The sequence below is a fragment of the Nocardia sp. NPDC004278 genome (genome assembly GCF_053602975.1).
Window position 1 is genome coordinate 104,530 of sequence record NZ_JBSGEQ010000030.1, and the last position, 14,960, is coordinate 119,489.

General features: G+C 64.5%; 12 protein-coding genes. 4 read left to right on the top strand and 8 right to left on the bottom strand.

Annotated elements, in window-relative coordinates:
- Positions 1-24 precede the first annotated feature (24 nt).
- On the bottom strand, positions 25-1,491 hold the full coding sequence (locus tag ACWEO2_RS34125) for a nitrate/nitrite transporter (RefSeq protein ID WP_452409129.1): 1,467 nt from the start codon (positions 1,489-1,491) through the stop codon (positions 25-27).
- A gap of 261 nt (positions 1,492-1,752) precedes the next feature.
- Positions 1,753-3,012, bottom strand: a complete 1,260-nt coding sequence (locus ACWEO2_RS34130) for an MFS transporter (RefSeq protein WP_452409116.1) — start codon at positions 3,010-3,012, stop codon at positions 1,753-1,755.
- Between the two features lie 66 nt (positions 3,013-3,078).
- Between ACWEO2_RS34130 and ACWEO2_RS34135 the strand changes: the two genes are divergently transcribed.
- The 4 genes from ACWEO2_RS34135 to ACWEO2_RS34150 all read left to right on the top strand — a co-directional run bounded on the left by ACWEO2_RS34135 (position 3,079) and on the right by ACWEO2_RS34150 (position 7,172).
- A complete protein-coding gene (locus ACWEO2_RS34135) occupies positions 3,079-3,750 on the top strand; it encodes a FadR/GntR family transcriptional regulator (RefSeq protein ID WP_452409130.1) in 672 nt (223 codons plus the stop codon).
- Positions 3,751-3,938: 188 nt separating this feature from the next.
- Complete coding sequence (locus ACWEO2_RS34140) at positions 3,939-5,423, top strand: MFS transporter (RefSeq protein ID WP_452409117.1); 1,485 nt, start codon at positions 3,939-3,941, stop codon at positions 5,421-5,423.
- A 270-nt stretch (positions 5,424-5,693) separates the two neighbouring features.
- On the top strand, positions 5,694-6,233 hold the full coding sequence (locus ACWEO2_RS34145; RefSeq protein WP_452409118.1) for a GNAT family N-acetyltransferase: 540 nt from the start codon (positions 5,694-5,696) through the stop codon (positions 6,231-6,233).
- Between the two features lie 69 nt (positions 6,234-6,302).
- Positions 6,303-7,172, top strand: coding sequence for a hypothetical protein (locus tag ACWEO2_RS34150; RefSeq protein WP_452409119.1), 870 nt, complete (start codon positions 6,303-6,305; stop codon positions 7,170-7,172).
- A gap of 13 nt (positions 7,173-7,185) precedes the next feature.
- Here ACWEO2_RS34150 and ACWEO2_RS34155 read toward each other — a convergent pair whose 3' ends face one another.
- The 6 genes from ACWEO2_RS34155 to moeZ form a co-directional block, all read right to left on the bottom strand.
- The gene (locus ACWEO2_RS34155) at positions 7,186-8,298 is read right to left on the bottom strand and encodes an SCO2521 family protein (RefSeq protein ID WP_452409120.1); all 1,113 of its coding nucleotides are present in this window, start codon (positions 8,296-8,298) and stop codon (positions 7,186-7,188) included.
- Position 8,299: 1 nt separating this feature from the next.
- Entirely contained in the window at positions 8,300-9,316 is a 1,017-nt protein-coding gene (locus ACWEO2_RS34160) for an SCO2522 family protein (protein WP_452409121.1), read from the bottom strand.
- Between the two features lie 47 nt (positions 9,317-9,363).
- Complete coding sequence (locus ACWEO2_RS34165) at positions 9,364-10,278, bottom strand: SCO2523 family variant P-loop protein (protein WP_452409122.1); 915 nt, start codon at positions 10,276-10,278, stop codon at positions 9,364-9,366.
- Between the two features lie 4 nt (positions 10,279-10,282).
- A complete protein-coding gene (locus ACWEO2_RS34170) occupies positions 10,283-12,127 on the bottom strand; it encodes an SCO2524 family protein (protein ID WP_452409123.1) in 1,845 nt (614 codons plus the stop codon).
- A 307-nt stretch (positions 12,128-12,434) separates the two neighbouring features.
- The gene (locus ACWEO2_RS34175; RefSeq protein ID WP_452409124.1) at positions 12,435-13,286 is read right to left on the bottom strand and encodes a TIGR02569 family protein; all 852 of its coding nucleotides are present in this window, start codon (positions 13,284-13,286) and stop codon (positions 12,435-12,437) included.
- 69 nt (positions 13,287-13,355) lie between these two features.
- Entirely contained in the window at positions 13,356-14,540 is a 1,185-nt protein-coding gene (moeZ, locus tag ACWEO2_RS34180) for an adenylyltransferase/sulfurtransferase MoeZ (protein WP_452409125.1), read from the bottom strand.
- Between the last annotated feature and the right edge of the window lie 420 nt (positions 14,541-14,960).

Genomic DNA, 14,960 nt, shown 5'->3' on the forward strand with positions numbered 1-14,960 from the left:
CTGTCCTCCGTTGATGGTTCGGCGTCAGGCTCGGGCCGACGGGCTGGTGGACTGGGATGTGGTGCCGACGGATTCGGCTTCGAGCACGAGTGCCTCGGCCTCTACGACGACCTCGGAGTCGATCGCGATGCGCGGGCGGCGCAGGAACACCACATAGGTGACTGCGGCGCAGGCCACGTAGAAGGCCATAAAGACCCAGAACGCGGTGGTCGCGGATTTGGTTGCGGCGTATGAGGAGCGCAGCATCAGGTTGATTCCGACGCCGCCGAGCGCACCGATCGCGCCGACGAAACCGATGAGCGCGCCGGAGGTGTTCTGCGACCATGCGGCGCGGTCGCCCGGACTCGCGTTCAGGCTCTTGGATTTGGCGTCGAAGACCGACGGGATGATCTTGGTGACCGCCCCGTTGCCGATGCCCGATACGACGAACAGTGCGATGAATCCGACCACCAGCGCGACCATCGCGGCACCGCTCGGCACGCCGCCGCTGCGGTCACCGGCGGCGCTCGCCACGGCCACCAACACCGCGGCGGCGGTCATCGCGGCGAAGGTGTACATGCTGACCCGGCTGCCGCCGATCCGATCGGCCAACTTGCCGCCGTACGGGCGAGCCAGTGAACCGAGCAGCGGACCGATGAACGCGATCTGCGCGGCGTGCAGTGCGGCCTGCGCGACGGTGTCACCACCGGCCTTGAAGCTGATCTGCAGCACCTGACCGAAGGCGAAGCTGTAGCCGATGAACGAACCGAAGGTGCCGATATAGAGGAAGGCGATCGCCCACGACTGCGGCACCCTGAGCGCGGTGATCATGTAGGACAGATCAGCCTTCTGGTTGCGCAGGTTGTCCATGTACAGCGCGGCGCCGACACCTGCCAGCGCGACGAGTACCAGGTAGAACGCGCAGATCACCGAAGCGTAGCCATTGCCGAGGGTGGCGATGACCAGCAGGCCGACCAACTGGATGACGGGTACGCCGATATTTCCGCCGCCCGCGTTCAGGCCGAGCGCCCAGCCCTTCAACCGCTGCGGGTAGAAGGCATTGATATTGGTCATCGAGGAGGCGAAGTTGCCGCCACCGAATCCGGCGAAGGCCGCGACGATCAGGAAGGTCGTATACGAGGTGCCCGGCTGGTTGATGAAGTACAGCGTGAGCAGCGTCGGAACGAGCAGCAGCAGCGCACTGAAAATGGTCCAGTTTCGGCCGCCGAAACGCGCCGTGGCGACGGTGTACGGAATCCGCAGCACCGCACCCACCAGGGTCGGCATGGCGACGAGGAAGAACTTGCCCGCCGGATCGATGCCGAACTTATCGGTGGGCATGAACAGCACCATGACCGACCAGATGGACCACACCGAGAATCCGACATGCTCTGCGAAAACAGACCAGATCAGATTGCGCTTGGCAATGTCCTTGCCACCGGCGTCCCAGGCCGCGACGTCTTCGGCATCCCAATGCTCGATGTTGTGGTTACGCGTCAGCGTGCTCAACAGGGGCCTCCCAAAATCGGTTAGCCCCACGGTAGGAAACGGGTATTGCCGAAATGCTGCCCAGAATGACCGTCAAATCAACGGTTGCTCACGATTACCGGGGACCCCGGGTGAGTTTCAACAAAATGTTTCGGGCGCGTGACACAGCGGTTTCCGCACGTCACAAAGCGCCGACTTGTCAATCAGCGGCCGGTGAGGTGTGACGCGCATAGCATGCGTGCCGCCACCCCACCTCGCAACTCGAACCGCGTTATCCGCGCGCCGTTATTTCCAGGTGTCTTCGAGCATGCGCGGTTTGCATGCCAGCCAGGCACCGGCGAGCAGCACCAGCACCGCGACGACGAGCATCGCGAACGGCGCGGCCCAGCCGTCGGTCGCGCTGTGCAGCATGCCGAACAGCACCGGACCGACGCAGGCCACCGCGTATCCGACGCCCTGGGTGAAACCCGACAGGGCGGCCGAGCCCTGCGGGGTCCTGGTGCGCATATTGATCAGCGTCAGCGCCATCGGGAAGGTGCTGGGACCGAGTCCGAGCAGGACGACCCACAGCAGGGTCGCGGTCATCGGCGCGATCAGCAGTCCGGCGAACGCGGTGAAAAAGAAGACGGCGCAACCGACTACGAAGGGGAAGGGGTTAAGGAACCGCGCGACGATCGTCGGTGCGGTGAATGCCGACACCAGACCGACCAGCGCGAACAGGCCCACCATGGTCCCGCCGTACCCGGCGCTCGCACCAGCTTCGGACAGGATCTTCGGCAGCCAGGTGAATATCGAGTAGGTGGTCAACGAGGTCATACCGAACATGCCCGCCATGCCCCAGGCCACCGGCGAACGCCACACCTTGCCCTTGGGCTCGCGCGTCCGCGTCTGCACAGCGGTGCTGTCGACTCGATCGTGGCCCCGACGGTCCCGCAGCACACCGATCCACGGCAGTGCGGCCGCGAAGCCGAGCACTGCCCACAGCCCCAGCGAGATCCGCCAGCCATGCGCCTCGGCAACGGGCACCGCGATCAGCGCGGGCACCACGGTGCCGAGCTGGACCATGGTGATGTACAGCGAGCTGACCACCGCGAGCCGGTCCGAAAAGTACCGCTTGACCAGTGGCGGGATCACCACATTGCCGATGCCCATGCCGCCGAGGGCCAGCCCGGAGAAGATCAGCAGTTCGGCGGTGCCGCCGACCAGAGCCCGGACCAGCATGCCGAATCCGGCCAGCAACATCGCGACCAGTGCGGTGCGCTCCAGCCCGAGTCTGCGCACGAACAGCGGGGTGAGCAGACCCGAAACCGCGAACATCAGGGTCGGGATCATGCCGAAGACACCGACGACGGCCGTCGAGTACCCGATATCGGCGCCGATGCGCTCGGCGAGCGGAGAGAATGCGGTGACGGCGACCCGGAGGGTGAGCGCGGACATCACAATGGCGGCGAGTACCAGCGCTCGCCCTTCCGTCAGCGCACGTTTACGCCGCTCGACCCGGGCGTATTCCGGGCGGGTCGTAGTTTCCGAGAGAGTCGCAGTCACTGCAAAATCATAGGATGACCCGATGATGGGAGGCGAGGATTTGTGATGGACGGTACTCTGTTGCACGTGCAACCCGTCCGGCGGACCAGCCTCATTGCCCAGGTAACCGAGCAGCTGCGTGCCGAAATTCGCTCCGGCCGTTGGCCGATCGGCTCCCGCATCCCCACCGAACCGGAGCTCACCGAGCTCACCGGAACCGGTCGAAACACGGTTCGCGAGGCGGTTCAGGCCCTCGTCCATGCCGGGATGCTGGAACGTCGCCAAGGGTCGGGCACCTATGTCATCGCCGCCTCGGAGGTCGGTGGCACGCTCGCGAAGTACTTCGCCGATGCGGAGGAACGCGATGTCCTCGAGCTGCGCATGGCACTGGACACCAATGCCGCCGCACTGGCCGCGCGCCGCCGGGACGAGGGCGATATCGCGAATCTGCAACGGCTGCTGGAGGAACGCAGCCAACAGCGTTGGGACGTGGACAATCTCGCGGCCATCGAGGCCGATGTGGAATTGCACCGCGCGATCGTCGTCGCCAGTCACAACGCGGTATATCTGGAGTTCTACGATTCGCTGCTGCCAATTATCGAGCAGGGGATCCGGGCCCGGACCGCAAAATCCGACGACGCCTACGATGCCGAGCACATTGAACTGGTACAGGCCGTCATCGATGGCAATCCGGAGCAAGCTGCCCAGGCCGCGCGCTGCTTCCTCGGCTCGCTCATCGCGGAGTATCCGGACCGGTAAAATCCTGGTCGGATGACCGAAAGATCCCGCCGATCACCAGGTAACCAACTGGTCACCGAGCGACGTCCCGGTGTGTGAGTCGGATTTGCCGCGAACGTCATCGAGCGCCATTCTCCCGCAACAACCGGCTCCTACCTTTGTCTCGACCGTAGCTCGGCAACCCACCGAGCCAGATCGAGAGGAAGCCGATGACCGCCGCAGTAGCTGCCACCGGCCAGCAGTCGGACACCCCCGCATTCACACACCAGACAAAGGGGCGCTGGTTGGAGCACTGGGAGCCCGACAACACCGAATTCTGGGAATCGGGCGGCAAACTCACCGCTCGCAAGAACCTGATCTTCTCCGTCTTCGCCGAGAATCTCGGCTTCAGCGTATGGGTCATCTGGGGCACCGTGGTGACCAGCATGGGCCTGGCGGGATTCGACTTCCTCGCCGGACTCGGCAAGGGCAACCCGACCGCGGTCAGCAACGCCCTGCTGCTGACCTCCACTCCGACGCTTGTCGGTGCGGCACTGCGCATTCCGTACACCTTTGCCATTCCGAAGTTCGGCGGGCGCGCGTTCACGGCATTCAGTGCGGCCATGCTGCTCATCCCGACGCTGGGCCTGGCCTACTTCGTCAACCACCCGGGCACCCCCATGTGGGTGTTTATGATCCTGGCCGCACTGGCCGGCTTCGGCGGCGGCAACTTCTCGTCCTCGATGGCCAATATCTCGTTCTTCTTCCCGGAAGGGAAAAAGGGTGCGGCCCTTGGCATCAACGCCGCCGGCGGCAATCTCGGCGTCGCGCAGACCCAGCTGGTGCTGCCGCTGCTGATCACGCTCGGCACACACATCATGGCCAAGGATGCGGCGGGCTACCGCTTCGGCATCACGCTGTCGGTGCTGGTCTGGATCCCGTTCATCCTGGTCGCCCTGGTCGGGGCACTGCGCTACATGGACAGCATCAGCACGGCCAAGGCCGATGGCAAGTCCTACCGGCTGGCGCTGACCAATAGGCACACCTGGGTGATGTCGTTCCTCTACATCGGCACCTTCGGTTCGTTCATCGGCTTCTCCTTCGCCTTCCCGACCCTGATCAAGGCCAACTTCCCGGATCTGGCCAAAATCGGCTGGATCACCACACTCGGCAACCTCGCCTTCCTCGGCGCACTGGTCGGCTCGTTCAGCCGTCCGTTCGGCGGCTGGATCTCCGATAAGGTCGGCGGCGCCAAGATCACCATCTATGTCTTCAGCGGTATGGCGGTCGCCTCTGTGCTGATCATGGCCGGACTGAAGGCGAAGAGCTTCCCGCTCTACCTGATCGCATTCCTGCTGCTGTTCGTCCTGACCGGCATCGGCAATGGTTCGACCTACCGGATGATCCCGTCCATCTTCAACGCCGAAGCCAAGAAGTACGCCTCCGAACACGGCCTCGACCTCACCGACGCGACGGCCTCGGCCAAGCGGCAGGCCGGTGCCGCGATCGGTGTCATCGGTGCGATCGGCGCCTCCGGCGGCTACCTGCTCCAGCAGGCACTTCGCTTGTCCAACATCAACTTCCACAGCATGAACCCGGCATTCTGGGCCTACACCGGAGCGTTCCTGGTCATGGCCGCGGTCACCTGGTTCTTCTACCTGCGGTCCTCGTTCGCCGTATCCCGCGTCCCCTCGCTGGCCTACGCCAACGTGTAACCGCCTGCGCCGCCTGCCTTTCGGCCGGAACCCCCGATCGGCAGGCCCGGTGCGGTCGAGCCCGACACCCCCTGCGGGCCTGCAGCCGCGCCACAGATAGATCCGAATGCCGCTCCGGGAAGGTCCTCCGGCGCGGCATTCGGCTTTTTCGCGAACTTCAGGCGGAGTTCCGCCTCGTTGTTCGATCCCGAGTCGGGCTCGGTCCGCGAATCCCATTGCTATGGTTGGTATCACGCCGAGCGGGCATGCGGCGTAAGGGGGCGCTGCGCATTGGATATTTCCAAGGGGCCGGGGGAACCGGTTTTCCGGGCCGCGAGGCTGACCGATCTCGACGATATCGCTCAGCTCGAACGAGAACACTTCGGCGACCTGTGCTACCAGTACGTCGTACTACGCCAATTGTTCGATCTACACGGATCGGAGTGGGTGGTGGCGGAGGTCGGCGGCAGCGTCTGTGGATACGCGCTCGTCGGAGTCGGTACCCGGCGGCGCGGTTGGGTAATCGGCCTGGCGGTCGCGCCGAAATACCGACACCGCGGCGTCGGGCGGGCGTTACTGGAACGAGCCGTATCCAGCTGCCGCAGCGCCCTGGCGGATTCGGTGTATCTCACCGTGCGGCCGACCGATCAGCGCGCGGTAAACCTGTACAAGACTTCAGGATTCCGCTGGGCCGGGCACGAAGGACGATACTTCGGCGATGGCGAACCGCGCGATGTGCTGGTGCACACCATCGAACGCCAGCCACTCGGCGCACCGTTCCCTGGACCCGACGACAAGCGCTGGCTCAAGGGCGGCCGCGCGCCCGATTGATAGTCGAATTCCATTGGTATGGTGGGTATCACGTCGCTATCGACGGCAGCACCCCGGGGGAATTAGCACATGACCGAATACGCCGGCCTGTCACAGCTTCCACATGCGATTATGTCGATCACGACACTGATCGACCGGCACGCCGACCGCTACTATGCGCAAGAGGTTGCCGAACACTTCGACCGGACCAGACCCGAATCCGAACGACCTTCCGAACAATTTCTCCTCGACCTCTTCAACGACCACGTCGAAAAGTTGCTCGACTACGAGGAGGCCAAGAAGATTCCACAACGCCGGGACAGTCTGGTGTTCGCCCACATCTACACGGCGGCCGAACGGCCCACGGCCGACGGCGACGATTCGGAGCACCCACCGATCGCAGTGCTGACCGCACTGCTGGCGGCCGAATTCGAATTCCGCGGCCCGCGGCGACTGAGCCGGATTCAGAACATGCGTCTCGCCGAAACGTACGAGGACCTCGGCCGCAGCCTGATCGCATCGGCTCTGCCCGAACACGCCGCGCTGGCATTCAAACGCGCCGTGGGCCTGCACCGGCTCGAGGAGGATTTCGACGCACAGGACCGCTGTGGGCTCGCGCTGGCGCAGGCCCGCCGCCGCTCGATCTCCCCGACCTGGCGCCGAATCCCGTATTGGACCTTGGAAGTGTTGTGCGGCTATGGTTTTCGGCCGTTCCGACTGCTCTTCTGGATCGCTGCGATCCTGCTGATCGGCACGGTGGTGCTGCGGCTGACCGATAGCCTGCCGATCGCGACGACGCTGCACATGTGCCTGATCAACTACCTCAACCCGCTGGGCCGGGGTGACCTCGACGACGTCAAGGGTGCCGGGCGCACCCTGCTGATCGTCGAGGCCTACTGCGGGCTCGTATTCAACTCGCTGTTCTTCGCACTACTGGTGCGGCGATGGTTCCGTATCTGATACCGCCCCTCCCCTAGTCGGGGGAGTAGTCCTTGGTCTCGGCCCTGCGCTGCGCCGCATCCAGGGCCGCCACCAGTACCCGGTTGCGCACCTGGTCGATCAACCCCTGTCGGTCCGCGGTGAAGTCGGGGTCTTCCTGCAACTGCGCCCACAGCACCCGCAGGGGCCGGGGCGTGTGTGCGCCGGGCACCCACAGATGTGCCAAATGGTGTAGTACGGGCGCCAGCACCGCCACCGACTCGTCGCTGCCCGGGTCGAATAGATCGGACTGCACCAGGGCTGCCGCTATGACGGTCAGCAGCCAGTCGTGCACCGCGAGATCCTCACAGAACCACTGCGCCTGCGCCAGCTCATCCTCGTCGCGCACGGTGAGCAGCACCGTGCGAACAGTATCGTTCTGCAACCGGAAGGCCACCCGCGGCTGTTCCACGGCATCGATGCGCACCGCCCAGCGCAGCTGTGTGGTCCCCGTCTGCAGGGGTACGTTCTGATCGAGATGCGGATTCATGCGGACGCGGCCGAGCAGCCGGTTGACGATCGACGCCAGATCGAGGGTGCCAGCCGGTGCGGCGCCGGCCGCCAGGAAGCCCTCGGCGAGCCGGATACCGGTCTCGGCGTTGACCTTGGAGATCACCTCGATCACCCCAGGCTTGCTCAGATAATGAGACCAGTTCCGGCGCTGATCGTTGCCGGCCCGCACCACACTGGACCATGCCGAACTCTGCAGCACCCGCCCACCGACGACGACCGCACGTGTCGCGACCGTCCCGATTCCGCGCACGCTCGGGTGCGCCGGAGCGGCCAGTAGGCAATCCACTCCCTCCGCGGTGGTCGGCGAGACGGCCAGCGACATCGGCCGCTCCCGCCACAGCATCGGGCGACCCGGCATCAGCTCGAGCAGCCCCTCCAGGTCATCGCGCGACCACGGGGTGGCGGCGGGCAGCAGACAGGTGTCGATCTGCCCCAGCGCGATCAGCGGGCCGGAGGGGCGCACCGGCATGCGCGGCTGCCCCTCGGCGGCGCGGACGAGTAATCGCACGGCCCGCGCGCGCCGCCGCTCCCGATCGAGTGGCGTCGCGCGAACCGCACGTATCCGGCGTGCGGCCGTCGCATTCGATTCGGTCACCTCAGGACCCATCCAGCAGGAAATGGGTGAGGCGCTCGGTCACCTTGGGCGGCACGATGATTCCCTCTTCCAGGCCCCGCTCGACGATCTGCTCGATCACCTCGGCATCGAGCTGGACATGGTCCAGGATTACCCGCACCGCATGCTCGATACCCAAATATCGCTGCGGTAGCAGCGATAGGGAACGGTAGGCGGCAAAGGGTTTCGCGCGCGGATTCAGCTGCAGCACCGCAGGCATCTCCCACCACCGGGTCGGCCACCCGTCGCTCGGCTGCCACAGCTGCGGTTCGACCACCGGCTGTCCGTTGAAGCGGAGCATTCCCAGGCGCAGCAATTGCCAGATCGAGGCGAGGTACGGACAGGACCATTTGATGGATACCTCGTCACGCCCGTTCACCTTCCGAACGTACGAGCTCCACATCTGGACATCCAGAAAAATAGAATGCTCGCGACGACCGAATTCCTCTGGTGGCACATAGGGTTCGTCGTGCAACGCTTGCCCCTCGGAATCATCGGAGGCACGGCGACCATTGCACAACCAACCGGATTCAGCGGTGGGGGGCCGGCGACCGTTCGAGCCTTCGGGCGGCTCGGCCACGATGCGCGACCGGACCATCTCGGCCAACTTGATGCGCGGTGTGCTCGCGGCACTGTCACCCGTTTCCGGGACCTCCCAGCATCCCGCCTCGCGGGCGAGATAGTCGATGGTCAGGCCGCACTCATCTGCGTTGCGCAGCAACTTGTCCAGAATCTCGGCGGGGTCGGTGTCGGACCGAAAATAGTCGTCGATGAGAAAGCAGGTGCTGACCCTGGCCCGCGGTCCGAATTCGTCCTTCGCGGCCTCGGTGAAGGCCCGGACCAACGGAACGATCCGGCGAAACTGTGCCCGAATCCTTTCCTCGCCATTGCTGAGGTCGTTCATGTAGAAATGTCCCACCTCGATGGATAAATGGGACAGCGGTACCTTGGCGACCCGCGTGCGCTCGGTCGCCTCGATGTAGCCCGGGACATTATCCACTGTGCTCGAAATCCCTTTCCAGGATGTTGTTCTCGAGAGCCGTCGGTTCAGACTGGCTTCCAGCTCGCGGGATCGAGCACGCGATCGGCTAGCTTTTCGAAAGCCTCGACGGTCGCCCTGTTGGCGATTTTCCTATCCACATCGATATCCAGAATCAGCTGTTCGCGCCATTGCAGGATCGGTTCAACCGGTGTCTCCCCGAGCAGCGCGCTCGCGCCGACCTTGTTCGTCAGTGCCAGGCGCTTCAGTTCGGTGTGCTGCTCGTGCAGCCACGCGGCCTGCGGCCCTGATCCCTCGGTCTCATCGTTCAGCACCGGCACCGCGGTGCGTATGTATCGGACCCGGTCCAGTAACGCATCCGGATCATGCCCGACCCTCTTGCCGCCGTCCAATAAGCCATGCTCGCCGCGCACCAATCCGTGCGCCGCGATGATGTGCTGGCGGGTCCACCGGTGAAATACCAACCAGCGCACCATCCGTTCGGCGAGCTGCGGTAGCGCGGTCGCCTTCAGTGCGAGCTCCATGGCCACCGAGCGACCCGCGCTGAGGTCGACGATGCACACATCGAAACTCTGATCCACCTCCAGCAGCAGCTGGGCGCATTTCGCGACGATGCCGTTGTCGATCTGCTTGAACTCCGCGCCACCGGAATCACCGGGCAATAGGACCAGTTTGCCCGTCCTGGTTCGCAATTTGCGCAGCTGGTGACGATCGGTGCTGTCCCGCACGTCGATTCGGGTGGCGACCCCGGTTTTCCCCTGCAAATACGAATGCAGCCCGGCATTGTCGGGGACCCCACGCTCCGCGCCACTGATCTCGAACAACGCACCCGCGGTCGGCGAACCGAAGTCGAAGTCCAGATAGGCGACTCGCTTACCCTTGACGCACATGCGGTAGCCCAGATTGCAGCTGGTTACCGAACGGCCGGTGCCGCCCTTATCCGAAGTCGCGAACACGATCATGTGCTCAGACGTTCCTGGTCGCGTCGCGGCGCCCGGTCGCCAGACCGTCGAGTTCGCGCAGGGCATCGAGGGTATGCACGAGCGTCGTCGCGGCATCCTCGCGAATCTGCTGCCTGGCCTCGTCGATATGTTCCTCGACGCGGTTGAGCGTCTTACGCCGGGGCGATTTGTCATCGATGCTGATGCCGAGCATTTCCTGATGGAACCGGTGCTCGGCGGTATTCAGGGTGACCCGCGCCACCGTCTGCAATTCGGTCCAATTGGGCGGGGGTTCCCGATAGGTCCGATCCGCGGCCACCAGGCACTCGACCACTCGCTCGGTCATATACCAAGAAGGTTCGGTCACCGTCGGATCGCCATTGACGCCGAATACGCCCGCCGGATCGTCCCACAACCCCGCCGCACCCGCCCGGAGCATGCGCCGATCGAGATGCTCCATCGCCGATTTGGACAATTCCATCAGTTTGTCGCGGGCCGCGACATTGTTGGACAACCGGGCCGCCTGCAGCATTCGCTTGAGCAGCACCGCCGAGAAGTCCGAAACCTCCCACTGCAGCACCGGACCGCTATCGACCGACTCACTGCCCCGCAGCGTCAGCCGCACCCCGGGTGTGTGCAGCTGGACAGCGGGATCGTCCCCGGCGGCTCGACGGATGATTCGGCCACGCCCGGCCAACTCGTCGAAAATGGCCACCGCCCTTGTCAGATCGTCGTCGGAAGCGGTGCGGGCAACGAGGTCTTGGATCAGCACAGCCGACACGATGAGACTGAAGTAGTCCGACTGCTCACCGTCGGAAGTCCGCCATGGAATGTCCTCCAATGGCCAACTGCCCGAGCCGAATCGCGCGATCGTGGACCAATAGCGTTGGGTCAGCTCCCAGCGGGTACGCAACGCCTGGGCCAACCGATGCTGGGTCTCGTCCAGCAGGCCGAGCTCACCGGTACGCGGCGAGACCAGGTCATTGATGCCGTCCAGCGCGACGATCGTAAAGTAGAGGTAGGGGCGCGGATCGGCGATTCCCGTTTGGCCTCCGATGTTTTCGGTGACGAACTTGACCGGGCTGGCGTCGCGCGCGATCCCCCAGCTCCAGCCGCATTCGAACAGCAGGTTCTCGTCCTCGAGCTCCTTGACCGTCTCTTCCTGGCCAAGGGTGACATCGCTGCGCAGTCGCGCCCTGACCCGCGACAAGCTGCTGCGCACCCCCTGGAGCAGAGCATCCTCGGACATGCCGGTCTGATTCAGCATGCCGAGCATCGCCTGTCCCTCAGGGGATTTCGGCCGCACCGTATTGACGACGAAACTACGGACCAGGCCCGTCATCGCGGCGGTGAGTCGCATGCTCAGCTGGCCGGACAGCTCCTCGATCCGGTCTTTCAGCCGCCCGCGCGCAGTACGCTCGAAGGAGCGCAGGAAACGCAGACCCGCCATGCAGACGGTCAGCGACATCGAATACGAGTCGACAACCTCGATCTTGCGCTGTTCCTCAGTGGGTTCGCGCTTTTCACCGGAACGCAGATAACTACCCGCCGAAAAGTTCGGCTGTCCGTCCTCGCGCGTATTGTGCTCGATGTACTCCTCGAGCAGCGACACTATGAAGGTGCCGATTTGCTTCGGATCGCCCAGCTTGCCGCCGAGGACCGAAACGACGTCTTCCTCCATGCGATCCGGTTCGTCGAGAGCGAAGGTCTCGATCTCGGTTGCGGGATAGAGCAGGCAGAGCAACTGCTCGGAATCGCTGATGGAATTGGCCGGCATCACACCGTCCCAGCGCCAGGACTTCGCATCCCAGCACGCATCGACCAGCGCCCGCCACACATCCAGAATCTGTTGTCTCGGTTGGATTCTCACCTGCCGCCGTCCTCACCCCATGTCGCAGGCGGCGCTCATCCACCTCGCTGCTGCGAACGTCAAAATAGCACGGACACCACCGCAATGCGGCCCCACAAAAGTCCCATTCCGGTATCCCCAAACCAACTGCCCGGTATTTCCGAAATAGAACAACTATTTTCGGAGCACGGGCAACCACGGAGCATTCGGCGGCCCGCAGAGCTTGAAGTGACCGCCGAATCCAATGGCGGTTGTCAGAGCATAGAGCAACCGGTTCGGCACATGGCCGGAATCGGATCACTGGACAGTTGCCAGTGTTCAGTGGTCGTCATAGCATCAATCGAACCATATCCGCGGTGCGCGCCAACCCTGGAAATGCGTCCGGGGTGGATCGCGGATGCAACGCATGCACTGCAAGCCGAAACATGACCGCGCGCAACAACATCTGCGGCCACTCGGAGAGATCGGACCAGCGCTCGAGCAGACCGTCGTCGGCACCACCCCACGCGAGTGCGTCGATGACGATGACACCGGCGGCCCATGGCGCCGGTCGCCAATACGGCGTGATGTCGGTAAGACCGGGAGTGAATACTCCGGCGAACAGAACGGTGCCGAACAGATCCCCGTGGACCAGTTGGGCAGGTGTTCGGACCGGTTTGCGCAGCGTCGCCAATTGGCCGATGAGTTCCAAACTGCGCTGACCGTCCGGCGAGGTCGCAGACGGCGTCCCGCCCGCGTGCAGACTGCGCAGCGGCACCGCCTCCCAGGCGGCGCGGTCGGCGGCCACGAATACATCCACATCCACCCAGGGCGCGGTCGGCGGCTGGACCAGGAAGCGCGGACGTTCGAGTTGGGCGGTGGCCTGATGCAGTCGCAGCGATACCGAGACGACTTCGTCGTGCCGCGGCTCCGGCACACCCTCCAGATATGTGTCTGCGCGCCAACCGGATACGACATAGCGGCCGTCGGTGGCACGCACCGGGCGAGCCAGGCGTAGACCGTCCACCTTCAGGGTTTCGCGAGTCTTCGCCGACCATGCCGCCCTGGCATGGTCGGCGACCGGGCTCAGCACCACATCACCGAATCGCCAGCCGCCGTCCCAGTCTCCCAGGGAAACCGGGGTCACTTCGCGCAGACCGAACGTGGCGCGCACGTGCTCGGGGGGTTCCACAGAAGTCACGGCCGTACGGTACCGCTGGGGGTCAATGCGGACAGAGACGCCGCGCCGAGCAGGTAGGCGCGGTCGGACTCAGTACACCGGCAGTGACTTGTCCACCTGGTTGGCCCAGGCGACGATGCCACCCTGCACGTGCGTGGCGTCGGAAAAGCCCGCGCTCTTGAGCACCGCGAGCACCTCGGCCGAGCGGATACCCGTCTTGCAGTGCAGGACGATCGGCCGGTTCTGTGGCAGATCCGCGAGCGCCTCACCGGAGAGGAACCGATCCTTCGGGATCAGTTTGGCGCCGTCGATATGCACGATGTCCCATTCGACGGGTTCGCGGACGTCGATGAGCTCGATTTCCTTGCCCGCATCGATGAGCTCCTTGAGTTCGCGCGCGGTGATCGTCGACCCCGCGGCCGCGGCCTGCCCCTCCTCGGAGACCACACCGCAGAACGCCTCGTAATCGATCAGTTCGGTGATCGGCTGACGCTCCGGATCGCGGCGCAGCTTGATGGTCCGGTAGTTCATATCCAGTGCGTCGTAGACCATCAGACGGCCGAGCAGCGGCTCACCGATGCCGGTGATCAGCTTGATCGCCTCGGTCACCATGATCGAACCGATGGAGGCGCACAGCACGCCGAGTACGCCACCCTCGGCGCAGGAGGGCACCATGCCGGGCGGCGGGGCCTCCGGGTAGAGATCGCGGTAGTTGATGCCGCGGCCGTCGGGTGCGTCCTCCCAGAAGACCGAGACCTGGCCCTCGAAGCGGTAGATGGAGCCCCAGACGTAGGGCTTGCCCGCCAGCACCGCGGCATCGTTGACCAGGTAGCGGGTGGCGAAGTTATCGGTGCCGTCGACGATCAGGTCGTATTCGGCGAACAGCTCGACGGCGTTCTCCGGCTCCAGGCGGATCTTGTGCAGCCGGACATCGATGCCGGAGTTGATCTCCAGGATGGAATCGCGCGCGCTATCGGCCTTCGGGCGGCCGATATCGGATTCGCCGTGGATGATCTGGCGCTGCAGATTGGAGGCGTCGACCTCGTCGAATTCGACAATGCCCAGCGTGCCGACACCGGCGGCTGCAAGGTAGAGCAGTGCGGGGGAGCCGAGGCCGCCAGCACCGATCACCAGCACCTTGGCGTTCTGCAGACGTTTCTGCCCGTCGACGCCCAGATCCGGAATGATCAAATGACGGCTATAGCGGGCGATCTCGTCCTTGGTCAGCTCCGCGGCCGGTTCGACCAGCGGCGGCAGGGACTTCGGTGATGACACGTCCTGGACTCCTCGAATCAATTGGCCGATCGCACTGTGGTGGCTCAGCGCCTATTAATCAACACCGACAACCGGACCGTTCTTCCCGACTATGGTCCCGTATCACCAACCGCCCCCGGCAACCGCCCCGCACAACCTTGACCACCACGGAGCGAGTCTTACAAGCGACCGTTCGCGGCCCGTCTCGCGTCCGAGTCGTCGAAGCGCATGCGACGCAGTCGCAAGCCTCAGCCACTGGACGGCGCACCTCCGACACCGAACTACCCGCCCCAGGCGACCCACCACGGAGCGAGTCTTACGAGCGACCGTTCGCGGCCCCGTCTCGCGTCCGAGTCGTCGAAGCGCATGCGACGCAGTCGCAAGCCTCAGCCACTGGACGGCGCACCTCCGACACCGAACTACCCGCCCCAGGCGACCCAC